Raw genomic sequence first — 21024 nt, forward strand, 5'->3', positions numbered from 1 at the left:
ATGGCACCCGGCGAATCCGGTGCGGCAGCGGGCGAGGCCTACAGCGCCGCGGAGCGCGAGGCCATCTACCGCGCCATCCGCGAGCGGCGCGACATGCGCCACTTCGCGGGTGGGCACGTCGAACCCGCGGTGCTCGAGCGCCTGCTGCGCGCCGCGCACGAGGGGCCCAGCGTGGGCTTCATGCAGCCCTGGCGCTTCATCCGCGTGTCCGATGCCGCGCTGCGGCGCCAGCTGCGCGCCTGCGTCGATGCCGAACGCCTGCGCACGGCGGAGGTGCTGGGCGCCAGCGCCGCGCCGGATGCGGCCGGGCCGGCGGTGCAGGGCGCGGGGCGGCAGGCAGAGTTCCTGCGTCTCAAGCTGGAAGGCATCCTGGATGCGGCGGAGCTGATCGCGGTGGTGCTGGCCGACGGGCGGGATGCGCACGTGTTCGGCCGCCGCACCATGCCCCACATGGACGTGGCCTCGGTGGGCTGTGCCATCGAGAACCTCTGGCTGGCCGCGCGCGCCGAAGGGCTGGGGATGGGCTGGGTGTCGATCTTCGACCCCTTTGACGTCGCGCGCCTGCTGGGCCTGCCGCCCGGCGCCGAGCCGGTCGCGCTGCTCTGCCTGGGGCCGGTGCATGGCTTCTATCCATCGCCCATGCTGGAGCGCGAGCGCTGGGCGCGCCGCGCGCCGCTGGCGTCGGTGGTGTTCGACGGGGGCTGGGGGCGCCCGGCGCGCTGGCTGTCCCGTGCGGAAGACGGAGGGGCCGACGGTGGCTGACGGCGGCTCCGCGCTGCTGCAGGCCCTGCTGGCCGCGCTGCCCTGGGCGGCCGCCCTCGCGGCCGCGCTGGCGATCGACCGGTGGTGGGGCGAACCGCCGGTGGCCGTGCATCCGGTGGTCTGGATGGGGCGGGCGCTGCACTGGTGCGGCGAACGCACCGCGCCCGCGCAGCCTGTGGCCGGGGATGCCCGGGCGTTCGTGCTGGGCGCGGCGGCCTGGCTGCTGATGGCCTCGGTGGTGGCCGGCGCCGAGTGGGCGCTGCAGCACGCGGCACGGCAGTTGCCCGCATGGTGGGCCGTGCCCGTGCTGGCCCTGCTGCTCAAGCCCCTGCTGGCCTGGCGCATGCTGCGCGACGAGGTCGTGGCCGTGGAGGATGCCCTGGCGCAGTCGCTGGAGGCCGGCCGCGAGCGGCTGTCGCGCCTGGTGAGCCGCGATGTCCACGCGCTGCAGGCGGTGCAGGTGCGCGAATCCGCCATCGAGTCGCTGGCGGAGAACCTCAACGATTCCGTGGTGGCGCCGCTTTTCTGGTTCGCGCTGCTGGGGCTGCCGGGTGCGGCGCTCTACCGCTTCGCCAACACCGCGGATGCCATGTGGGGCTATCCCGGCATGCGCGGCGGACGCTACTGGCAGTGGGCCGGCAAGTGGGCGGCGCGCGCGGACGACGTGCTCTCGTGGGTGCCCGCGCGCATCACGGCGGTGCTGCTGGCGCTGTGCGCGCGGCGCGTGCGCTGGGCCGCGGTGGCCCGGCAGGCGCGCAGGACGCCTTCGCCCAACAGCGGCTGGCCGATGGCCGCGATGGCGCTCGCGCTGGATGTACGGCTGTGCAAGCCCGGCGTGTACACCCTGCACCGCTGCGGCAGGGCCGCCGCCCCGGCGGACACCCACCGGGCCGCCGTGCTGGCCGCGCGGGCCGTGGCATGGTGCCTGCCGCTCGCCCTGGCCGCGCTCTGGGCGCTGGAGTGGCTGCGTGGTGCCCTGCATGTTGTCCTGCATGTCGCCCTGGGAGTCGTGTTTCCATGACGCCAGAGGCGCTCGACGGCGGCGCGGCCGCGCAGGGGTTGCCGGTGCACGGCGGCCCGGATGCGCTGGGCGTTCCGCTGCACGATTTTTCCACCAACGCGAACGCCTGCGGGCCCTGTCCGGCCGCCCTGGCAGCCGTGCGCGGGGCCGACGCCGCACGCTATCCCGACCCGGCCTACACCGCGCTGCGCGAGGCCCTGGGTGCCTGGCACGGCGTGGCGCCCGGGCGCATCCTGCCGGCCGCGAGCGCCAGCGAATTCATCCACCGCTTCACCGCGTGGGCCGCGCGGCAGGGCGTCGTCGGGGTGGTGGTGCCTGCACACGCCTATGGCGACTATGCGCGCGCGGCGCGGGCCTGGGGCCTGCCGCTGCTGCCATGGCCGGGAGCGGAGGAGGGCCCGGAGAAGGATTCCGGAAAGGCCGTGCTGCACTGGGCCTGTGAACCCGGCAGTCCCCTCGGCACACCCGATCCCGCACTGGAGGCATGGCGCACGCTGGCATGCCATGGCGTCGCCGCTCCGGATGCCGGCCTGCGCATCGTCGATTGCGCCTATGCGCCGCTGCGGCTGGAGGCTGCTGGCGGCCCGCTGCCCGCGAATGCCTGGCAGCTCTGGACGCCCAACAAGGCCCTCGGCCTCACGGGCGTGCGCGCTGCCTATGCCATCGCCCCGGCCTGCGTGCCGCGGCACGACCTGGATGCACTGCAGGCCATCGCGCCCTCCTGGCCGATCGGCGCGCACGGCGTGGCGATGCTGTCGGCCTGGGTGGCGCTGGAGGTGCAGGACTGGCTCGCCGCGTCGCTCGGAACGCTGCGCGCATGGAAGGCGGCCCAGCGGGCGTTGTGCGAGGACATGGGCTGGGCCGTGCAGGCTGGAAGCCGTGCCAACTATTTCGTGGCGCGTCCTCCCGTGGAGGATCTGCCGCCGTGGCTGCATGCCATGCGGCTGCAGGGCGTGAAACTGCGCGACTGCGGCAGCTTCGGGCTGCCCGGCTGCGTGCGGCTCGGCGTGCTGCCGCCGGCATCGCAGCAGGCGTTGCGGGCCGCATGGCGGGGGGGTGGGGCCGGCTGCCGCCGCATGAGGCCTGTGGCCGTCGGTGGCGCCTCGCTACCATTGCCGCTTTTGCCGCCATCCATGCCATCCTTCCACCCCGGTCCCGGAGCTTCGCCGTGCGTACCATCACCGTAAGCCGTTATGTCACGCCGCTGCGCGAGGGCGGCTCCATGCCGGCCGTCGTCGAGGGCGACGACCTGGGCGTCTATGTCCTCAAGTTCCGTGGCGCCGGGCAGGGCGTGCGCGCGCTCATGGCAGAGATCATCGCCGGCGGCATCGCCCGTGCGCTGGAACTGCCCGTGCCCGAGATCGTGCTGGCCCAGCTCGATCCGGCCCTCGCGCAGACCGAGCCCGATCCCGAGATCCAGGACCTGATCCGCGCGAGCGCGGGGCTGAACGTGGCGCTCGACTATCTGTCCGGTGCGGTCAACTTCGATCCGGCGGTGGACCGCGTCACGCCCGACTTCGCCTCGCGCCTCGTCTGGTTCGACGCGCTGGTGGGCAACGTGGACCGCACCGCGCGCAACACCAACCTGCTGGTGTGGCACCGCAACCCGTGGCTGATCGACCATGGCGCCTCGCTCACCTTCCACCACGCCTGGAACGGCACGGTGGCGCAGCCCGCCAAACCGTTCGCGCCGATCGCCGACCACGTGCTGCTGCCCCTGGCCACGGAACTGGCGGCGGTGGATGCCGGGCTGGCGGCGCGCCTGACCCCGCAATGCCTGCAGGCAGTGCTGGCCGAGGTGCCCGACCTGTTCCTGGCGCAGGCGGCAGAGGGCCATGGAGACGGGCCGGGCGATGGCCCGCTCGCCGATCCGGCAGCGCACCGGCAGGCCTACGTCGATTATTTCCTGGCGCGGCTCGCGGGCCGGCAGGCCTGGCTGCAGGGGGCGATCGATGCACGCGGCTGATGTCTATGACTACGCCATCGTGCGCGTGGTGCCGCGCGTGGAGCGCGAGGAATTCATCAATGCCGGCGTGATCCTCTCGTGCCAGCGTTCCGGCTTCCTGCAGGCCGCGACCGCGCTCGACGAGGCGCGCCTGCTCGCGCTCGACCCGCAGGCCGACCTGGACACGGTGCGGCGCCACCTGGGCGCCATCGTGGCCATCTGCGCGGGCGATCCGGGCTGCGGTCCGATCGCGGCGCTGCCCTACCGGGCGCGCTTCCACTGGCTCACCGCCCGGCGCAGCGCCATCATCCAGACCTCGCCGGTGCACACCGGGCGCTGCACGGACGCAGCGGCGGCGCTGGAGCACATCATGGACCGCATGGTCCGGCGCTGAAGAGCCCGGCGCGCGTTCGCTGCGCGGGCCCGCTGCCGGGCCCGTTGCCGGACTGCCGGCGGGATGCCCTCCGACAGGCATACGGCGCCGAAGGCGCACGGACGTGGGGGCGGGCCGCGCGAAGAATGGACGTTTGCTTTCCACGCAGACCCCACGAAAGGAACGTCCCATGGCATCCCCCTCTTCGCAGTCCAACTCCTCCACTCCGTCCCGGCGCTTCGCCGGCAAGGTCGTCATCGTCACCGGGGCGGGCTCCGGTATCGGCGCCGCCACCGCGCGCCGCTTCTCGCAGGAGGGCGCGATGGTCGCCATCGCCGACCTGAGCGACGACAAGCTCGCCGCCACGCGCGCCGACCTGCCGGCCGACCGCACGCTCGCGCACCCGGCCGATGTCTCGAAGTTCGAAGACGTCCAGGCGCTGGTGGACGCCACGGTCCAGCGCTTCGGCCACCTCGACGTCATGGTGAACAACGCAGGCATCGCCGTGCAGGGCAAGGTGACCGAGGCCAGCCTGGACGACTGGCAGCGCGTCCTCGCCACCAACGTCTCCGGCGTGTTCCACGGCGCGCGCGCCGCCATGCCGCACCTGCTGAAGACCCGGGGCTGCATCGTCAACACCTCGTCGGTCTCGGGCCTGGGCGGCGACTGGGACATGAGCTTCTACAACACCTCCAAGGGCGCCGTCTCCAACTTCACGCGCGCCCTCGCCCTGGACCACGGCAAGGACGGCGTGCGCGTGAATGCCGTGGCGCCCAGCCTCACCTTCACGGGCATGACGGAGGACATCAAGAGCGATCCCGAATTGCTGGCCAAGTTCGCCGAACGCATTCCCCTGGGCCGCGGTGCCGAGCCCGAGGAGATCGCCTCCGTGATCGCGTTCCTCGCGAGCCCGGACGCCGGCTTCGTCACCGGCGTGGTGCTGCCGGTGGACGGCGGCGTGTCGGCGTCGAACGGTCAGCCGCCGCAGGGCTGAGCCGCGGCCGGGCCGCGAACCCGCGTCCGGGCCCCGCTGCGCAGGGGACAATAGGCGCATTGCGCGATCCGGGCGGCCGCCCGTCCGGACGGGCGCCCACCTTCCCTGCTGCCGTGCCGTGACCCCGACCCCCGACCATCCCCGTACTGCACCCGAACCGCTCCGCCGGGCCGCGAACGCCGAGCACCGTCCATCCTCCGGCGAAGGGGCCGCCTGCACGGCGACGGAGGCGGCATGACTGCCCGCTGCATCATGGTGCTCGGCACCTCCAGCGGCGCCGGCAAGAGCTGGCTCGCCACCGCGCTGTGCCGCTGGTTCAGCGACCAGGGCCTGCGCGTCGCGCCGTTCAAGGCGCAGAACATGAGCAACAACGCGCGCGTGGTGGTGGCGCCGGGCGGCGGGCAGGGCGAGATCGGCAGCGCGCAGTATTTCCAGGCGCTGGCCGCGCGCGCCGAGCCCGAGGTGCGCATGAACCCGGTGCTGCTCAAGCCCGAGGCGGACACGCGCAGCCAGGTGGTCCTGATGGGGCAGGTGAGCGAAGAACTCACGCGCATGCCCTGGCGCGGGCGCAGCGTGCACGTCTGGCCGCACGTGGCCGCGGCGCTCGATGCGCTGCGGGCCGAGAACGACGTGGTGGTCATCGAAGGCGCGGGCTCGCCGGCCGAGATCAACCTGCACGCGAACGACATCGTCAACATGCGCGTGGCGCGGCATGCGGACGCGCACGCGTTGCTGGTGACCGACATCGACCGTGGCGGCGCCTTCGCCCACCTCTACGGCACCTGGGCGCTGTTGCCCGAAGACGAGCGCGCGCTGATCCAGGGCTTCGTGCTCAACAAGTTCCGCGGCGACGCCGCGCTGCTCGCGCCCGCGCCCGACATGCTGCGCGAGCGCACAGGCGTGCCCACGGTGGCCACCATTCCCATGCAGTGGCGCCACGGCCTGCCCGAGGAGGACGGCGTGTTCGACGACGCCGGCCACGTGCGCGCGGGTGCCGGTGGCACGGTGCACACCACGGTGGCGGTGGTGGCGTACCCGCGCATCAGCAACCTCGACGAGTTCCAGCCGCTCAAGGGCGTGCCGGGCCTGCGGCTCGTGTGGGCACGCAGCCCGGCCGAGGTGGCCGGAGCCGACTGGATCGTGCTGCCCGGCTCCAAGGCGACCGCGGCCGACCTGGCCTGGCTGCGCGCCCAGGGCCTGGATGCCGCCATCGCCGCCCACGCCGCGCGCGGCGGCCGCGTGCTGGGCATCTGCGGCGGCCTGCAGATGCTGGGCGAGGCGCTGATCGACACCCACGGCGTGGACGGAAATGCGCCCGGACTGGGCCTGCTGCCCCTGGTCACCGCCTTCGAGCCGTCCAAGACGGTGCGCCGCACGCGCACCGCCTTCGGCGCGCTGCAAGGCGCCTGGAGCGCGCTCTCGGGCGTGGCGGTGCAGGGCTACGAGATCCACCACGGCCGCACCGCACAGCACCCGGCCATGGCCGCGGCCGGCGACGTGGCGCATGAGCCTATCCCCGGGCTGGCGTGGCAGAACGCGCGTGGCAACGTGCTGGGCCTGTACCTGCACGGCCTGTTCGAGGATGCGGACGCACTGCGCGCGCTCTTCGGCGCGGATGTGCCGACGCTGGATGCGGTGTTCGACCGGCTGGCGCGTGGCGTGGACGAATGGTTCGACCCCGCCTGGCGCGCGGCGCGCCGCGCCGGCCGATGATGTTTGCGGCACCGTGCCCTGCCGCGGTGCGTTTCCTGGAATCCGAAAGCCCCCCATGACCACGAAGTTCCCCACCCCGGCCGGCGCCACGGAGCGCCCCCAGGATGCAGCCCTGGCCGCGCGCCTGCGCCACCGCATGGACCACAAGACCAAGCCGCTGGGCGCGCTCGGCCGCCTCGAGGCGCTGGCCGTGCGCATCGGCTGCATCCTCGGCACCGAATCGCCGGAACTGCACGCGCCGCAGATGCTGGTCTGCGCGGCGGACCATGGCATCGCCGCGCGTGGCGTCTCGGCCTATCCCAGCGAAGTCACCGCCCAGATGGTGGAGAACTTCCTGGCAGGCGGCGCGGCGGTGAGCGTGCTCGCGCGCCAGCACGGCCTGGCCCTCACGGTGGCCGACTGCGGCGTGGCGGCACCCGTCCCGCCGCGTGACGGCGCCCCGGGCATGCCGCGCCTGCTGAGCCACTGCCGGGTGGCGGCCGGCACCGCCGATGCGTCGGCAGGCCCCGCCATGACGGCGCAGCAGTGCGCGCAAGCCGTGGAGAACGGCCGCTCCATCGTCCGCGCCCTGCCGGGCAACGCGCTGCTGCTGGGCGAAATGGGCATCGGCAACACCTCGGTGGCCAGCCTGCTGCTCGCGCGCCTGTGCGGCATCGCGCTGGAGGACTGCACCGGCGCGGGCACGGGCCTGGACACCGACGGCATCGCGCGCAAGCGGGCCGTGCTGCGGCAGGCGCTGGAGGCCAACGCCGCCGCCACCGCGCCGCTCGACGCACTGGCCGCCCTGGGCGGGCTGGAGGTGGCGACCCTGGCGGGCGCCGTGCTGCAGGCCGCGGCGGAGCGCCGCGTGGTGGTGGTGGATGGCTTCATCACCAGCGCCGCGGTGCTGGTGGCCAGCCGCATAGAGCCGGCCGTGCTGGAATCCTGCGTGTTTTCGCACCGCTCCGGCGAGCCCGGGCATGCGCACCTGCTCGCCGCGCTGGGCGCCGAGCCGCTGCTGGACCTGGGCCTGCGCCTGGGAGAAGGCTCGGGCGCGGCGCTGGCATGGCCGCTGCTCGTGTCCGCCTGCGCGATCCTGCGCGAGATGGCGAGCTTCGAGCAGGCCGGCGTCTCGCGCCAGCGCGACTGATCAGGCCGTGGCGCCGGCCTCGCGGCCGGCCATCTCCTGCAGCAGCGCCACCAGCGGATCGTCCGGCAGGGGCTGGTGCGTTTCGGGCCGGCGCGGGTCCCAGCCGGGGTTGTGGCGGTTGAGCCAGGCCCCGGCGACCAGCTGGCGCGCGAATTCCCGGCGGGCTTCCTCGCCGGCTGCCTCTGCCGAAGCATGGGCTCCAGCGTCCTGCGCGGCCAGCAGCGCCTGCTCCACCTCCGCCACGGCCTGGCCGAAGTCGCGCAGCACGTAGCGCGCGAGCAGCGCCCGCGCGTCGAAGGGTTCGCCAGGGCTGTCCGGCGGCATCACGAAAGCGGGGAGGGCGGTGCGGGCCGGGGCATCCGGCGCGGTGGTGGCGTCCATGGGGCGGGGCCTTTCCTCAGAAGAAGTGGGGGAAGCTCACGAAAGTGCTGAATGCGGAGAACGGGTTGAGCCGGTGCGAGAAGTAATCCAGCGCCGCCATGGGCGACATCAGCGTGGACTGCAGCATCGACGCGCCGTAGATGAAGGAGTTGAGCGACCGTCCGCCCGAGGCCCCCACGCCGTGCGCTGGCGCCTGGTATTGGAAGGCGCTGCTCTGCTGCGCCAGGCGACCCGCATTGAAGTGCTGGAACGCGGGGAGCGCATGGCCTGCCGCGGGGTAGGCCGCGTGGCCCCCGTGGCCCGCCCCGTAGTGCGGCGCGGCGTAGGCGGGCGGCTGGAAGGCCTGGAAGTGCATCGGGGGCGGCATGTGCGCAGGCGGCTGCAGGTGGGGGGCATGCCCGAAGCCATGTGCCGGCCCGTGCAGGGCCGCTCCGGGGTGGAAGCCCCGGCTGGCATGCCCGTGCGGCGCCATGCCGGGCAGTGCGGAGCGGGGCTGCATGCCGGCGCCGCCGTGCGCGGCCTGCATGCCGCCGCGCCCGAACAGGCCGGTGCTGCTGGACAGCACGGAACGCGGGCGCTCGGGCGCGGATTCGGGGGCGAAGGTGGGGTGGCGTGCCGCGGCAGGCGCCACGCCGGCGGAATGTCTGAACCGGACATCGTTCATGGGAAGCTCCAATCGGGTCTGCAGGAGCGGTATGCCGCCCCGCTGTACTGTTGGACGCGATGATCGTTGCGCGGCCCCGCCCGCCGGGCGCCCGATCCGAAGCCGCGTGCCGCCCCGCGAAGCGGCGGGCCCTGGCCTGGGGCCGTACCCGCCCGTTCCCGGTGCGTGTCCCGCCACCCTGGTGCGTCGCATGCAGTTTGAGTCCCTGATTTGTATACAAAACGGTGCGCAAACCGTATGCGGCGCTGGCATGCGGTTTGCGTACTGCCAGCGCATGGACGCCTCCACCCTTGTTCCGGCACCCGCCGCCATCGAGATCGTCGCGCTGATCAAGCGCTATGCCTCCGGCCAGCCCGCGGTCGATGGCATCGACCTGCGCATCGCGAGCGGCAGCTACTGCTGCCTGCTGGGCCCCTCGGGCTGCGGCAAGAGCACCACGCTGCGCATGATCGCCGGGCACGAATCGGTCACCAGCGGCGACGTGCTGCTGGACAACCGCAACATCACCGACCTGCCCGCCGCCGCGCGCGGCACGGCCATGATGTTCCAGAGCTTCGCGCTGTTCCCGCACCTCACGGCGCTGGACAACGTGGCCTTCAGCCTCAAGATGAAGGGCGTCGGCCGTGCGGAACGCCACCGCCGCGCGCAGGACCTGCTGGAGCGCGTGGCCATGGGCCACCTGGCCCAGCGCAAGCCGGGCGAGCTTTCCGGCGGGCAGCAGCAGCGCGTGGCGCTGGCGCGCGCGCTCATCACCGAGCCGCGCGTGCTGCTGCTCGACGAGCCCCTGTCCGCGCTCGACCCCTTCCTGCGCGTGCAGATGCGCGCGGAACTGCGGCGCTGGCAGAAGGAGCTGGGCCTGACTTTCATCCACGTCACGCATTCGCAGGAAGAGGCCATGGCCCTGGCCGACACCATGGTGGTGATGAACCAGGGCCGCATCGAGCAGGCCGGCTCGCCGCACGACATCTACAACCGCCCGGCCAGCGAATTCGTCGCGCGCTTCATGGGCGGCCACAACGTGCTGGCCACCCCCGCGGGCACCGTGGGCGTGCGCACCGACCGCATCCGCATCGATCCGCCCGGCACGCCGCTGCCCGAAGGCGGCATGCACCTGGCGGCCCGCGTGACGGATGTCGAATACCAGGGCACGCACGTGCTCATCGGCCTGCGGGACGAGGTTCCGCCCGCGCTGCCGGGCACCGCCGCGCAGGCCGGCCCCGCGACCGCGACCGCCGCCTATTCGGCCATGGTGTCCGAGCAGGCCTTCGCCGCGCGCCCCTGGCAGGTGGGCGACGCGGCCCTGCTGCACTGGACCGCCGACATCGCCCACCCGCTGGCCTCCGAACCGCACTGACCGGCCGGCCCGACCGCTTTCCTCTCGCGCATTCCCTGTCCCCGTCCCCAACCAAGGAGCTGATCCATGTCCGACGTGATTTCCGATTCCCCGTCCTCCGCCGATGGCCCGGCGCTGCGCCGCCGCACGCTGCTGCAGGGCACGGCGGGCATCCTCGCCGCGGGCGTGTTCCCGGCCATCCATGCGCAGGAAAAGATCGTGCTGCGCTACCTCGGCACGGCGGTGAACCAGGACAAGGCCATCGCCGAGAAATTCAAGGCCGACACCGGCATCGAGATCCAGTACGTGGCCGTCACCACCGACGACGTCACCAAGCGCGCGGTGACCGCGCCCAACAGCTTCGACCTGATCGATACCGAATACTTCTCGCTCAAGAAGATCGTGCCCACGGGCAACCTCAAGGGCATCGACACCCAGCGCATCAAGAACGCCGACAAGATCACCACGCTGTTCACGCAGGGCACGGTCGCCGGCAAGGCCGTGGGCGACCAGGGCACGGCCCCCAAGAAGGTGATGTTCCTCGAAGGCGAGAAGAGCAAGGTCTTCGCGAAATCGCCCACGCAGTTCATGTCGCTGATCCCCACCGTGTACAACGCCGACACGCTGGGCATCCGGCCCGACCTCATCAAGCGCCCCATTTCCTCCTGGGCCGAGTTGCTGAACCCCGAGTTCAAGGGCAAGGCCGCCATCCTCAACATCCCCTCGATCGGCATCATGGATGCGGCCATGGTGGTGGAGGCCATGGGCCTCTACAAGTACCCCGACAAGGGCAACATGACGAAGAAGGAGATCGACCTCACGATCAAGACGCTGATCGAAGCCAAGAAGGCCGGCCAGTTCCGTGCGCTGTGGAAGGACTTCAACGAGAGTGTCAACCTCATGGCCTCCGGCGAGGTGGTGATCCAGTCCATGTGGAGCCCCGCCGTCACCGCCGTGCGCACCAAGGGCATCGCCTGCAACTTCCAGCCGCTCAAGGAAGGCTATCGCGCCTGGGCGGCCGGCTTCGGCGTACCCGCCACGCTCTCGGGCCGCAAGCTCGATGGCGCCTACGAGTTCATCAACTGGTTCCTCGACGGCTGGGCCGGCGCCTACCTGAACCGCCAGGGCTACTACAGCGCCGTGCTGGAAACCGCCAAGGCCAAGATGGAGCCCTACGAGTGGGCCTACTGGATGGAAGGCAAACCCGCCGAGAAGGACATCCTGAGCCCGCAGGGCCAGGTGCTCGCCAAGGCCGGCACCGTGCGCGACGGCGGCAGCTACGAGGCCCGCATGGGCGCCATCGCCTGCTGGAACGCGGTGATGGACGAGAACAACTACATGGTCCAGAAGTGGAACGAGTTCGTCGCTGCATGAGGGCTACCCCCTGAGCGGCTGACGCCGCTTCCCCCTTCTCTCGCGCTGGCGCGCGGGAAGGGGGACGACGCCGGTGGCCGGGCGGAGCCCGTTCCACGGCGTCTGCTGGCGTGGCCTGCTCCGCGGCCTTTTGATGGGTGAGGCCCTGCTGATTCGGAGGCCGCCCCGAAGTCGCAGCCTGTCGATGTTCCCATTCCTTTCCAGTTCATGGTTCTTATGAGCACTGCCGTTTCTCCTCCTCCTGCGGCCCGCATGCCGGCGAAGCAGGGCGTTGCCGCCTGGTGGCAGGCGGCGCCGCTCACGCTGGTGTTCGTGCTGTTCTTCCTGGTGCCGCTGGGGCTGGTGCTGATGGTGAGCTTCTGGGATTTCAGCGAGTACGAGCTGCTGCCCGGGTTCACGTTCAAGAACTACGTGTCCATCTTCGAGGGGTGCGGCAACCTGGGGCAGCTGTGCGTCACGCTTGGCACCTACCTGTCCACGCTCAAGTTCAGCCTGCTGGTGTGGGGCATCACGCTGGTGCTGGGGTTCGCGGTGGCGTATTTCCTGGCATTCCACGTGCGGTCGGCGGGGCTGCAGACGCTGCTGTTCGTGCTCTGCACCATCCCGTTCTGGACGTCGAACGTGATCCGCATGATCTCCTGGGTGCCGCTGCTCGGGCGCAACGGGCTGGTGAACCAGACGCTGATGCAGATGCGCCTGATCGATTCGCCCGTCGAGTGGCTGCTGTTCTCGGATTTCTCGGTGGTGCTCGCGTTCGTGCACCTCTACACCATGTTCATGATCGTGCCCATCTTCAACAGCATGATGCGCATCGACCGCAGCCTGATCGAGGCCGCGGGCGACGCGGGCGCGAGCGGCTGGCAGACGCTGTGGAACGTGGTCATTCCGCTGTCGCGCACCGGCATCGTCATCGGTTCCATCTTCGTCATCACCATCGTCATGGGCGACTTCGTCACCATCGGCGTGATGGGCGGGCAGCAGATCGCCTCGGTGGGCAAGATCATCCAGGTGCAGACCTCGTACCTGCAGTTCCCGCTCGCGGCCGCCAACGCGGTCATCCTGCTGGCGATCGTGCTGATGATCATCTGGGGCCTCACCCGCCTCGTGGACCTGCGCAAGGAGCTGTGATGGCCCGTCCCCGCGAACCCCGCCCGGCCAGCTTCTGGCCGCTCGCCTGCGTCTTCGCCCTGTTCGTGCTGTTCATGTACGGGCCGATGCTGGTGATCTTCATCCTGAGCTTCCAGGGCCCCGAGGGCGGCCTCACCTTCCCGCTGCGCGGGCTGTCGCTGCACTGGTTCCACCAGCTCGCCGAAGGCCTCGGCGTGGTGGACATCGGCGCCGCGCTGCGCCGCTCGCTGGCCCTGGGCCTGGCCGTGATGGCCTGCACCGTGGCGTTCTCGGTGCTCGCGGGCCTGGCTTTTCGCAAGCGCCTCGCGGGCGGCAACCTGCTGTTCCTCATGGTCGTGGCCAGCCTCATCATGCCGTCCATCATCGTGTCGCTCGGCATCGGACTGGAGTTCCGCCTGATCGACACCGGCGCCAAGGCGGTGCTGGAACGGCTGGGCTGGCAGGAGGCGCTGGAGGGCTACGGCACTTCGCTGGGCCTCTTCACCTCCGCCCTCGGGGCGCACCTCACCTGGACGCTGCCCTTCGGCCTGCTCATCATGTTCGCGGTGTTCAACCGCTTCAATCCCGCCTACGAAGAGGCCGCGCGCGACCTGGGCGCCACGCCCTGGCAGACCTTCCGGCACGTGGTGCTGCCGCTCATCGCGCCCTCGGTGGTGGGCATCGGCATGTTCGGGTTCACGCTGAGCTGGGACGAGATCGCGCGCACCTCCCAGGCCATCGGCGACGTGAACACGCTGCCGCTCGAACTGCAGGGCCTCACCACCACCGTCACCACCCCCGCCATCTACGCGCTGGGCACGGTGACCACCGTGGTCTCGTTCGCGGTCATGGGCGCGGCGCTCGCGCTGGCCTGGATGCTGCGGCGGCGCGGAGGGCGCGCCCGATGAGCACCGGCCTGCCGCCGCGGCGGCGCAGCTCGGGCGGCGCGGCCCGCGCCAGGACCGCGCCCCGGCCGGCCAGGCCCTGGCCAGCCGGCGAAGAGCCCGGTACGGAGCCCGGCAGCGGTGCCGAGGGGCTGAGCGACCAGCAGATGTACGAGCGCATGGTCTCCGCCATCCTGGACCACCGCCTGCCGCCCGGCACCAAGCTCGTGGAAGACAAGCTGGCCCTGGCCTTCGGCGTCTCGCGCACCCGCGTGCGGCCGGTGCTCGTGCGCCTGGCCGGCGAGCAGGTGGTCACGCTCACGCCGCGGCGCGGCGCCTCCATCGCCCGCCCCACGGTGGACGAGGCCCGCGAGGTGTTCGAGGCCCGCCGCCTCATCGAGCCGCGCCTCGTCGCGCTCTTCGTGCAGCGCGCGGCGCCTGCCGACGTGGCGCGACTCGTGGACACCGTGGCGCAGGAGGAGGCGGCCCGCCAGGGCGGCGACATGCGCCGTGCCATCCGCCTCTCGGGCGACTTCCACCTGCACATCGCGCAGGCCGCCGGGCACGCCACCCTGGGCCGCATCCTCAGCGAACTCGTGTCCCGCACCTCGCTCATCCTCATGGCCTACAGCCCCAGCCATGCCCAGGCGCGCGAGGAGGCCACCGCCTGCGGCTGCCGCGAGCACCGCGCGCTCATCGACGCCATCCGCCTGCGCGACGCGGCGGAGGCTGGCCGGCGCATGCTGGACCACCTCGCTCGCATCGAATCGCAACTGGCGTTCGAGCCGCCGGAGGGCGGAGTCCCGGACCTCGTGGAACTGCTCGGGGGCGGCGCATGAGCGGTGCATCCCCTGCGCCGCAGGCCCGCGCACGCACGCTGCTGGTCATCAATCCCAACACCTCCACCGCCGTCAGCGGGCTGCTGCAGCGCCACGTGCAGGCCGCTGCCGTCCCCCATGCGGCCGTGCGCACGGTGACTGCGCGCTTCGGCGCACCCTACATCGCCTGCGAGGCCAGCTACGCCGTGGCCGGCCACGCCGTGCTGGACGCCTGGGCCGAAGCGCTCGCGGCGCCGCCGCCCGCGCCCGACGCCGTGCTGATCGGCTGCTTCGGCGACCCGGGCCTGTTCGCGCTCCGGGAATGCAGCCCCGTGCCGGTCACCGGGCTGGCCGAGGCGTCTTTCCTGGCGGCCGCGCGCCATGGCCGCTTCGGCATCGTCACGGGCGGTGAACGTTGGGAAGCCATGCTGCTGCGGCTCGCGCAGGCGCTGGGCCATGCGGACCGGCTGGCCGGTGTGCGCACCGTGGCGCCCTCGGGCGCGGAGCTGGCGGCCGATCCCGCCGGAGCGCAGGCCTTGCTCGCCCGCGCCTGCCAGGCCATGGCGCGCGAGCCCGGCGTGCAGGCCGTGGTGCTGGGCGGGGCAGGGCTCGCGGGCATGGCGAAGGTCGTGCAGCCCCAGGTGGATGTGCCCGTCATCGACAGCGTGGAGGCCGGCGCGTGGTGGGCCCTGCAGGCGCCGTTGCCCGCAGGGCGGGGGGCACCCGGCTGCGATGTGGCGTGGCAGGCGGTATCCCCTGCGCTGGCCCGTCTTGGGATCGTGGAGGGCGCACGGTGATAGCGCCCTTTCCGTCCCTGCGGATCTCCGGGAATCCGCGCGTCAGTTGCCTTCCAGCGGCGTGATCGTGATGCCGCCGTAGCGGATCTCGGAGCGGGTGGGCGCTCCACCGTCCGGGCCGACCGGGACGATCGTCACCGAGACGGCCGGCGCGTCCGCGAGTACGGATGCCAGGTCTTCGTCGATCAGGAAGGAATAGCGTGCGCCTCCGTGGTGCGCGTGCCCGGAGGCCGTGCCCCGTGCCTTGGCCACGCGCGAGATGAAGCCCACGAACTGCGGTGTCTCGGTGCTGGTCTCGGCCGTGGCGTTGGGCATGTTGACGAACACCTTGGCGCTGACGCTGAGATGCGCAGGGGACGAAACGCCGTCGATGTTCAGCAGGTACAGCCGTGGCGAACTGTTCGCCGCGAGCGCCTGCAGGGGGCGCCGCAGCGTGGGCGGGATGCGCACCGAGAACGTGGCCGGAGCGGAGCGCAGCACGCGTTCCTGCGGCCCGGTGAGCACCAGCGGTGCGGGGGCGGGCGCCGATCTGGCGGGTGAGGGCGGCGTGGCCGCTGCCGCCGCCATCGGCCGGCGGCGACCCAGGCGGCCCAGCGGGGGCGCCTTGGCAAGCGAGTCATAGGCATAGCCCAGCGCCTCGGAGCGGAGCACGTCCTGCACCTTGATCGAGGTCCAGACGCCGTTCTCGTCGTAGAAGTTCCAGGCATGGTTGAGCCAGGCGGCGTCGGTGGGATTGGCGTTGCCGGGCGACGTGGCAAGCCAGCTCGGCCACATCCGGTCCACGTTGGCGTGGTGGCAGAAGAAGACCGGATCCCGCGCGGCTGTGGCCAGCACCCCCATGTCGGAGCCGTAATTGGGCGCCATGCCCTGCGCGGTGCCTGTCCAGACGTGAATCTTGTTATGAGGGATGCGCTCGAGCTGGCCGGGTCCCGCGTTCGGCTGGCTCGGATCGGTTCCCCCGAACAGCGAGAACGTCGGCGCGCCCAGCACCAGGTACATCGCGCGCGGGCCCACGTATTCCAGGGGAATCCGCGCACCCGGCTTCACGTGCTCGGGATCGCGCAGCGGGTTGTAGAGTGCGCTCGACGGGTTTGCGTAGATCTGCGGGAAGGTCTGGGTGTCGGGGCTCTGCGTACTCCAGTCCCAGTAGGGCAGGCGAAGGTCGGGATCGCCCGAGGCCTTGACCAGGGCACGCTCCAGGAAAAACAGGTAGGAGCGGTGCCACGGCAGGAACCACCAGCTGTCGTGGATCTCCTCCCCCTGCATGCCGTCGGTGCCGCCTCCGCAGGCCCAGCAATGCACGTAGCTCTGCCGCAGCCAGCCGATGGGGCTGGCAGGGTCCTTCTCCGTCAGGGCCTTCAGGTTCTGCCAGCCCCGGGTAAGGCTGGCGATCTCCGTGTCGGTCAGCGCGAAGGCGCTCTTGCGCGGCCTGACGGGAATTTGGCCGCCGGCAAACGGCTTCGCCGGGCCCGTGGGCTTGGGCGGTGCGCAATCCTGTGGGTTGTCCGCGGGGATGTCGTCGGCCCGTGCCGGGCCCGCCGCGAAGAAGCTGGCCGTGAGGCCCGCGAGTTGAAGAAGCGCGTCCCTGCGGGACGTGTCTGGTCGATGCATGGTGGATTCCCTCCGGTGATTGTTGTCGATGGCTCATGGGCCTGCACGGGATCGCGAGGCGTCCCGTGCAGGCCAATGTATCCCGGAGGCCGGAATCCGGCAATGGGGCGGATGCTCGGGCCTCGCGTCCTGCCCGCCACGCACGCGTCAATGATCGTGGTGCAGATAGCTCGCCTGCCGCGGCAGCCGCAGGCTCACCAGGAAAGCCACGACCATCATCACCGTCACATACCAGAAGAACGCCGACTCGTGCCCCAGCGACTTCAGGCCCAGCGCGACGTACTCCGCCGAACCGCCGAAGATCGCGTTGGCCACCGCGTAGGCCAGGCCCACGCCCAGCGCGCGCACCTCGGGCGGGAACATCTCCGCCTTCACGATGCCGCTGATCGAGGTGTAGAAGCTCACGATGGCCAGCGCCACCACGATCAGCGCGAACGCCGCCACCGGGCTCGTCACGTGCTGCAGCGTGGTGAGGATCGGTACCGTGCCGATGGCGCCCAGCGCGCCGAACAGCAGCATGTTGTTGCGCCGCCCGATGCGGTCCGACAGCGCGCCGAAGAGGGGCTGCATGCACATGTAGAGGAACAGCGCGCCGGTCATCACGTAGCTGGTCGTCTTGATCGGCAGGCCCACCGTGTTCACGAGGTACTTCTGCATGTAGGTCGTGAAGGTGTAGAAGATCAGCGAGCCCCCGGCCGTGTAGCCCAGCACCGTGAAGAAGGCGGCCTTGTGGTGGCGGAAGAGGCCGCCGATGCTGCCGGCGTCGTCCTTCTTCCTGTTCTCGTCGCTCTGCGTCTCGTGCAGCGTGCGGCGCAGCATCAGCGCGACCACCGCCGAGATGGCGCCGATCACGAACGGGATGCGCCAGCCCCAGGCCTTGAGCTCGGCCTCGGACAGCAGCGTCTCCAGGATCACGATCACCAGCACCGCCAGCAGCTGCCCGCCGATCAGCGTCACGTACTGGAACGACGAGAAGAAGCCGCGCTGGCCGCGCAGCGCCACCTCGCTCATGTAGGTGGCCGTGGTTCCGTATTCGCCGCCCACCGACAGGCCCTGGAACAGCCGGCACACCAGCAGCAGGAGGGGCGCCCACGCCCCGATGGCCGCGTAGGTGGGCAGGCAGGCGATCACCAGCGAGCCTGCGCACATCATGGTGACCGAGATCAGCATCGAGGTCTTGCGGCCGTAGCGGTCCGCGATGCGGCCGAACAGCCATCCGCCGATGGGCCGCATGAGAAAGCCCGCGGCGAACACGCCCGCCGTGTTCAGCAGCTGGGCCGTGGGGTCCGACTTCGGGAAGAACGCCGGCGCGAAATACAGCGCCGCGAACGCATACACGTAGAAATCGAACCATTCCACGAGGTTGCCCGACGAGGCCGCCATGATCGAGAAGACCCGGTGGCGCTTCTCTTCGGCCGTGTAGGCGCGGGGTTCGGGGTGCGGCGCGCCGGCCGCGGAAGGGGTGTGCGTGCTCATGGAGAAGTTGCCTTTCTGGCCGTGCGCGCCGCAGGGCCGGCACGCAGAGTGTGATGTTGTTTCTGGCCGGCAGGTATTGTGCGGGCGCTGCGGAGGGCTTGATGTCAGTCAACCGCCCATGCGTTGCGGCCCGGCCGCTGCGTACTGTGTTGCTATCGTCCGAGGAGCATGAATCCGCGTGGATGCAAGGGGTTCCGGCCTACGCCGATTCGGCATGGGCTGCCGGCGGAGGGAACCAACGTCACCGGCTACGCTCTGTCGGGCAGGCAGCCGGTGCTCCATCACCGCGTGGCGCGGCGGCCTTTGCACCCATCCACCACCATCCACCGTCACCGACAAGGATCCCTTCGCATGCAGCCTGAACAGACCCGCGCCGTCATGACCCTGGCCCTGATGGCCGCCTTCGCCGACGACCACAAGGACGAGCGCGAGCGGGAGCACATCCGCGAACTGGCCCAGTCCCTGGGCGCCGCCAGCGGGGCCGACCTGATGAAGACCTACCAGGACGTGCTGCTCGGCCGTGCGCGCCTGGAAGACGCCGTCGCCGCGCTCGAGACGCCCGCGCAGCGCCTGCTGGCCTTCGAGATGGCGGTGGGCGTGTGCGATGCCGACGGCGTCTGCAATGCCCAGGAAAAAGCGTTCCTGGAGCGGCTGCGCGCGGCCCTGGCCATCGCCCCGTCCGATGCCGGCGCCGTCACCGAGCAGGCCGACGCCCTGGCCGGCGCTCCCGTGCGGGCCGCGCCCGTGGAGGGAGAGGACGTGCCCCCGGCCGCATTGGCCGTCGCCGCGGCGCCCGTGGCCGCCAGCGCGGCGGTATCCGCGCAAGATGGTACGGGCACTCCCGGCCTGCGTGCGGCCTCGGTGAGCGATGCGGAGATCGATGCCATGGTGCTCAACGCCGCCATCCTGAACGGCGCGCTGGAACTGCTGCCGCAATCCCTCGCCTCCATGGCCATCATCCCGCTGCAGACGCGGCTGGTCTATCGCATCGGCAAGGTCCATGGCTACGAGCTCGACAAGGGCCACATCACCGATTTCCTGGCCACCGTGGGCGTGGGCCTCACCTCGCAGTACGTCGAGCAGTTCGGCCGCAAGCTGGTGGGCGGCCTGCTGGGCAAGGTGATGGGCGGCCTGGGCCGCGCCGTGGGCAGCGCCGCCACCGGGTCCGCGTTCTCCTTCGCCACCACCTACGCCCTCGGCAAGGTCGCGCAGCGCTACTACGCCGGTGGCCGCACCCTGGGCGCCGACGCGCTCAAGTCCGCCTTCGCCCGCACGGCCGAAGAGGCCAGGGGCCTGCAGCAGCGCTATGCGCCCCAGATCCAGGAACGCGCCCGCGGCCTGGACGTGGGCAAGCTGCTGAAGGAACTGCGGGCCTGATGGCGGGCGCAGCGGCCCTGCGCCGTGGACTGCCGCACGCCGTGCGGATCCGCCCCGCCACGCTGCAGGATGCGGCACACCTGCCGGCCATCGAGCAATCCGCGGCCGGCTTGTTCCGTGGCGCGGCCGGCCTGGAATGGCTGGCCGACAGCCCCGGCATGGCGCAGGCGGAACACGAGCGGCTCATCCTGCGGGGCTCGGTCTGGGTGGCCGAGGCAGCGCCCGGCCACCTGGCCGGCTTCCTGGATGCCGAGGCCTTCGGACAGGAACTGCACCTCTGGGAATTGTCGGTGCACACGGACTGGCAGAGCATGGGCATCGGCACGAGGCTCATCCAGGCCGCGCAGGAGCATGCCGTGGCGCAGGGCCTGGCTGCGCTGACGCTGACCACCTTCGCCGACCTGCCGTGGAGCGCGCCGGCCTATGCGAGGCTGGGGTTCCGCCCGGTCTCGCCCCCCGGGCCGCGGCTGCAGGGGGTGATGGACGTGGAGGCTGCGCATGGGTTGCCGGTGGGGCGGCGGGTGGCGATGCGGATGGGGGTGACTCGGCCTTTGATGTAAGAGGTTCCGCGCATGCGCAGCGCTGTCGCGTGGTATGGCGGAGCCGGTCGGGGCGTTGACTGCATCCCATGCTCGCACGGGGTGTGGACCGACGACGAACATCTTGCCGATACGCCTCTCGTTGTTTCGATCCGCGCGCCCATGCAGGGCGCGACCGAAAGCTCGTGCGTGATGCGAGCCGTACAGTTATTGTTTCGACCCACGCGCCCGTGCGGGGCGCGACGCCCGAGAGCATCACCAGCTCACGATCCCCGCCTATGTTGCAACCCACGCGCCCGCACAGGGCGCGACCGGCATGCTGCTGCCGTACGCGTAGGCCTCGGCGTTGTTTCAACCAACGCGCCCGCACAGGGCGCGACTTGCCTGAGTCGTCTGGATACCAGGGGGTGGCAGTGTTTCAACCCACGCGCCCGCACAGGGCGCGACGGGCTGGCTCAATCGGACCCTCAAGGAGGCCGCATGTTTCAACCCACGCGCCCGCACAGGGCGCGACACGATCACTTTTCTCTCCTCATGAGAGGGCTGAGTTTCAACCCACGCGCCCGCACAGGGCGCGACGCCATAGCCAGCAGCGCAGCCTTTTGGTTCAGGGGTTTCAACCCACGCGCCCGCACAGGGCGCGACCGGGATCGATGTCGTTTCGAGCACTTGCGACAACGTTTCAACCCACGCGCCCGCACAGGGCGCGACCCGGCCGTGCCTTCG

At 71.3% G+C, this 21024-nt stretch carries 20 protein-coding genes and 1 CRISPR repeat array (1 of these 21 only partly in view); of the genes, 16 read left to right on the top strand and 4 right to left on the bottom strand.

Annotated features, from left to right (window positions below):
* From bluB to cobT, 8 genes are all read left to right on the top strand, one after another.
* Nucleotides 1–762, top strand: a complete 762-nt coding sequence (gene bluB, locus ACGHC0_RS08320; protein ID WP_415267912.1) for a 5,6-dimethylbenzimidazole synthase — start codon at nucleotides 1–3, stop codon at nucleotides 760–762.
* Nucleotides 755–1783, top strand: a complete 1029-nt coding sequence (gene cbiB / locus ACGHC0_RS08325; protein WP_415267913.1) for an adenosylcobinamide-phosphate synthase CbiB — start codon at nucleotides 755–757, stop codon at nucleotides 1781–1783. Before bluB ends, cbiB begins: the two co-directional genes overlap by 8 nt.
* Complete coding sequence (locus tag ACGHC0_RS08330; RefSeq protein ID WP_415267914.1) at nucleotides 1780–2970, top strand: aminotransferase class I/II-fold pyridoxal phosphate-dependent enzyme; 1191 nt, start codon at nucleotides 1780–1782, stop codon at nucleotides 2968–2970. The genes cbiB and ACGHC0_RS08330 overlap by 4 nt, the downstream gene beginning before the upstream one ends.
* Complete coding sequence (locus ACGHC0_RS08335) at nucleotides 2952–3749, top strand: HipA family kinase (RefSeq protein ID WP_415267915.1); 798 nt, start codon at nucleotides 2952–2954, stop codon at nucleotides 3747–3749. The genes ACGHC0_RS08330 and ACGHC0_RS08335 overlap by 19 nt, the downstream gene beginning before the upstream one ends.
* Nucleotides 3736–4122 carry a DUF3037 domain-containing protein gene (locus tag ACGHC0_RS08340; protein WP_011794687.1) on the top strand — a complete coding sequence of 129 codons (387 nt, stop codon included), beginning with the start codon at nucleotides 3736–3738 and terminating at the stop codon, nucleotides 4120–4122. Before ACGHC0_RS08335 ends, ACGHC0_RS08340 begins: the two co-directional genes overlap by 14 nt.
* 169 nt (nucleotides 4123–4291) lie before the next feature.
* Nucleotides 4292–5095, top strand: a complete 804-nt coding sequence (locus ACGHC0_RS08345; RefSeq protein ID WP_368354772.1) for an SDR family NAD(P)-dependent oxidoreductase — start codon at nucleotides 4292–4294, stop codon at nucleotides 5093–5095.
* A 234-nt stretch (nucleotides 5096–5329) separates the two neighbouring features.
* Nucleotides 5330–6808, top strand: coding sequence for a cobyric acid synthase (locus tag ACGHC0_RS08350; RefSeq protein WP_415267916.1), 1479 nt, complete (start codon nucleotides 5330–5332; stop codon nucleotides 6806–6808).
* 55 nt (nucleotides 6809–6863) lie between these two features.
* The gene (gene cobT / locus ACGHC0_RS08355) at nucleotides 6864–7937 is read left to right on the top strand and encodes a nicotinate-nucleotide--dimethylbenzimidazole phosphoribosyltransferase (protein ID WP_415267917.1); all 1074 of its coding nucleotides are present in this window, start codon (nucleotides 6864–6866) and stop codon (nucleotides 7935–7937) included.
* Here cobT and ACGHC0_RS08360 read toward each other — a convergent pair whose 3' ends face one another.
* On the bottom strand, nucleotides 7938–8318 hold the full coding sequence (locus ACGHC0_RS08360) for a hypothetical protein (protein ID WP_415267918.1): 381 nt from the start codon (nucleotides 8316–8318) through the stop codon (nucleotides 7938–7940).
* Nucleotides 8319–8334: 16 nt separating this feature from the next.
* Complete coding sequence (locus ACGHC0_RS08365) at nucleotides 8335–8982, bottom strand: hypothetical protein (RefSeq protein WP_415267919.1); 648 nt, start codon at nucleotides 8980–8982, stop codon at nucleotides 8335–8337.
* Nucleotides 8983–9256: 274 nt separating this feature from the next.
* Between ACGHC0_RS08365 and ACGHC0_RS08370 the strand changes: the two genes are divergently transcribed.
* The 6 genes from ACGHC0_RS08370 (at nucleotide 9257) to ACGHC0_RS08395 (ending at nucleotide 15295) form a co-directional block, all read left to right on the top strand.
* Complete coding sequence (locus ACGHC0_RS08370; RefSeq protein WP_415267920.1) at nucleotides 9257–10336, top strand: ABC transporter ATP-binding protein; 1080 nt, start codon at nucleotides 9257–9259, stop codon at nucleotides 10334–10336.
* A gap of 66 nt (nucleotides 10337–10402) precedes the next feature.
* Nucleotides 10403–11689 carry an ABC transporter substrate-binding protein gene (locus ACGHC0_RS08375; RefSeq protein ID WP_415267921.1) on the top strand — a complete coding sequence of 429 codons (1287 nt, stop codon included), beginning with the start codon at nucleotides 10403–10405 and terminating at the stop codon, nucleotides 11687–11689.
* 216 nt (nucleotides 11690–11905) lie between these two features.
* Entirely contained in the window at nucleotides 11906–12817 is a 912-nt protein-coding gene (locus ACGHC0_RS08380; protein ID WP_208908793.1) for an ABC transporter permease, read from the top strand.
* Nucleotides 12817–13704, top strand: a complete 888-nt coding sequence (locus tag ACGHC0_RS08385; protein ID WP_415267922.1) for an ABC transporter permease — start codon at nucleotides 12817–12819, stop codon at nucleotides 13702–13704. The genes ACGHC0_RS08380 and ACGHC0_RS08385 overlap by 1 nt, the downstream gene beginning before the upstream one ends.
* The gene (locus ACGHC0_RS08390; RefSeq protein WP_415267923.1) at nucleotides 13701–14519 is read left to right on the top strand and encodes a GntR family transcriptional regulator; all 819 of its coding nucleotides are present in this window, start codon (nucleotides 13701–13703) and stop codon (nucleotides 14517–14519) included. Before ACGHC0_RS08385 ends, ACGHC0_RS08390 begins: the two co-directional genes overlap by 4 nt.
* Nucleotides 14516–15295: an aspartate/glutamate racemase family protein gene (locus ACGHC0_RS08395; RefSeq protein ID WP_415267924.1), complete on the top strand. Its 780-nt coding sequence runs from the start codon at nucleotides 14516–14518 to the stop codon at nucleotides 15293–15295. Before ACGHC0_RS08390 ends, ACGHC0_RS08395 begins: the two co-directional genes overlap by 4 nt.
* A 42-nt stretch (nucleotides 15296–15337) precedes the next feature.
* On the opposite strand, the gene ACGHC0_RS08400 is transcribed toward ACGHC0_RS08395, so the two are convergent.
* Together ACGHC0_RS08400 and ACGHC0_RS08405 are read right to left on the bottom strand one after the other, a co-directional pair.
* The gene (locus tag ACGHC0_RS08400) at nucleotides 15338–16906 is read right to left on the bottom strand and encodes a tyrosinase family protein (protein ID WP_415267925.1); all 1569 of its coding nucleotides are present in this window, start codon (nucleotides 16904–16906) and stop codon (nucleotides 15338–15340) included.
* Between the two features lie 147 nt (nucleotides 16907–17053).
* Nucleotides 17054–18382: an MFS family transporter gene (locus ACGHC0_RS08405; protein WP_415267926.1), complete on the bottom strand. Its 1329-nt coding sequence runs from the start codon at nucleotides 18380–18382 to the stop codon at nucleotides 17054–17056.
* Between the two features lie 351 nt (nucleotides 18383–18733).
* On the opposite strand from ACGHC0_RS08405, the gene ACGHC0_RS08410 reads away from it, so the two are divergent.
* On the top strand, nucleotides 18734–19759 hold the full coding sequence (locus ACGHC0_RS08410; protein ID WP_415267927.1) for a YcjF family protein: 1026 nt from the start codon (nucleotides 18734–18736) through the stop codon (nucleotides 19757–19759).
* Complete coding sequence (locus tag ACGHC0_RS08415) at nucleotides 19759–20319, top strand: GNAT family N-acetyltransferase (protein ID WP_415267928.1); 561 nt, start codon at nucleotides 19759–19761, stop codon at nucleotides 20317–20319. Before ACGHC0_RS08410 ends, ACGHC0_RS08415 begins: the two co-directional genes overlap by 1 nt.
* A 123-nt stretch (nucleotides 20320–20442) precedes the next feature.
* Nucleotides 20443–21024: direct repeats of the CRISPR family, unit length 32 nt; unit sequence GTTTCAACCCACGCGCCCGCACAGGGCGCGAC (it continues 1388 nt past the right edge of the window).

This window comes from Acidovorax sacchari (assembly GCF_042847045.1).
GTDB classification, from domain to species: domain Bacteria; phylum Pseudomonadota; class Gammaproteobacteria; order Burkholderiales; family Burkholderiaceae_C; genus Paracidovorax; species Paracidovorax sacchari.

Bases quoted from the DNA above. Each gene is read 5' to 3' on its own strand.
- bluB (WP_415267912.1), top strand. From the start codon at position 1: ATGGCACCCGGCGAATCCGGTGCGGCAGCGGGCGAGGCCTACAGCGCC.
- ACGHC0_RS08330 (WP_415267914.1), top strand. From the start codon at position 1,780: ATGACGCCAGAGGCGCTCGACGGCGGCGCGGCCGCGCAGGGGTTGCCG.
- ACGHC0_RS08340 (WP_011794687.1), top strand. From the start codon at position 3,736: ATGCACGCGGCTGATGTCTATGACTACGCCATCGTGCGCGTGGTGCCG.
- ACGHC0_RS08345 (WP_368354772.1), top strand. From the start codon at position 4,292: ATGGCATCCCCCTCTTCGCAGTCCAACTCCTCCACTCCGTCCCGGCGC.
- ACGHC0_RS08350 (WP_415267916.1), top strand. From the start codon at position 5,330: ATGACTGCCCGCTGCATCATGGTGCTCGGCACCTCCAGCGGCGCCGGC.
- cobT (WP_415267917.1), top strand. From the start codon at position 6,864: ATGACCACGAAGTTCCCCACCCCGGCCGGCGCCACGGAGCGCCCCCAG.
- ACGHC0_RS08360 (WP_415267918.1), bottom strand. From the start codon at position 8,318: ATGGACGCCACCACCGCGCCGGATGCCCCGGCCCGCACCGCCCTCCCC.
- ACGHC0_RS08365 (WP_415267919.1), bottom strand. From the start codon at position 8,982: ATGAACGATGTCCGGTTCAGACATTCCGCCGGCGTGGCGCCTGCCGCG.
- ACGHC0_RS08370 (WP_415267920.1), top strand. From the start codon at position 9,257: ATGGACGCCTCCACCCTTGTTCCGGCACCCGCCGCCATCGAGATCGTC.
- ACGHC0_RS08375 (WP_415267921.1), top strand. From the start codon at position 10,403: ATGTCCGACGTGATTTCCGATTCCCCGTCCTCCGCCGATGGCCCGGCG.
- ACGHC0_RS08380 (WP_208908793.1), top strand. From the start codon at position 11,906: ATGAGCACTGCCGTTTCTCCTCCTCCTGCGGCCCGCATGCCGGCGAAG.
- ACGHC0_RS08385 (WP_415267922.1), top strand. From the start codon at position 12,817: ATGGCCCGTCCCCGCGAACCCCGCCCGGCCAGCTTCTGGCCGCTCGCC.
- ACGHC0_RS08390 (WP_415267923.1), top strand. From the start codon at position 13,701: ATGAGCACCGGCCTGCCGCCGCGGCGGCGCAGCTCGGGCGGCGCGGCC.
- ACGHC0_RS08395 (WP_415267924.1), top strand. From the start codon at position 14,516: ATGAGCGGTGCATCCCCTGCGCCGCAGGCCCGCGCACGCACGCTGCTG.
- ACGHC0_RS08400 (WP_415267925.1), bottom strand. From the start codon at position 16,906: ATGCATCGACCAGACACGTCCCGCAGGGACGCGCTTCTTCAACTCGCG.
- ACGHC0_RS08405 (WP_415267926.1), bottom strand. From the start codon at position 18,382: ATGAGCACGCACACCCCTTCCGCGGCCGGCGCGCCGCACCCCGAACCC.
- ACGHC0_RS08410 (WP_415267927.1), top strand. From the start codon at position 18,734: ATGCAGCCTGAACAGACCCGCGCCGTCATGACCCTGGCCCTGATGGCC.
- ACGHC0_RS08415 (WP_415267928.1), top strand. From the start codon at position 19,759: ATGGCGGGCGCAGCGGCCCTGCGCCGTGGACTGCCGCACGCCGTGCGG.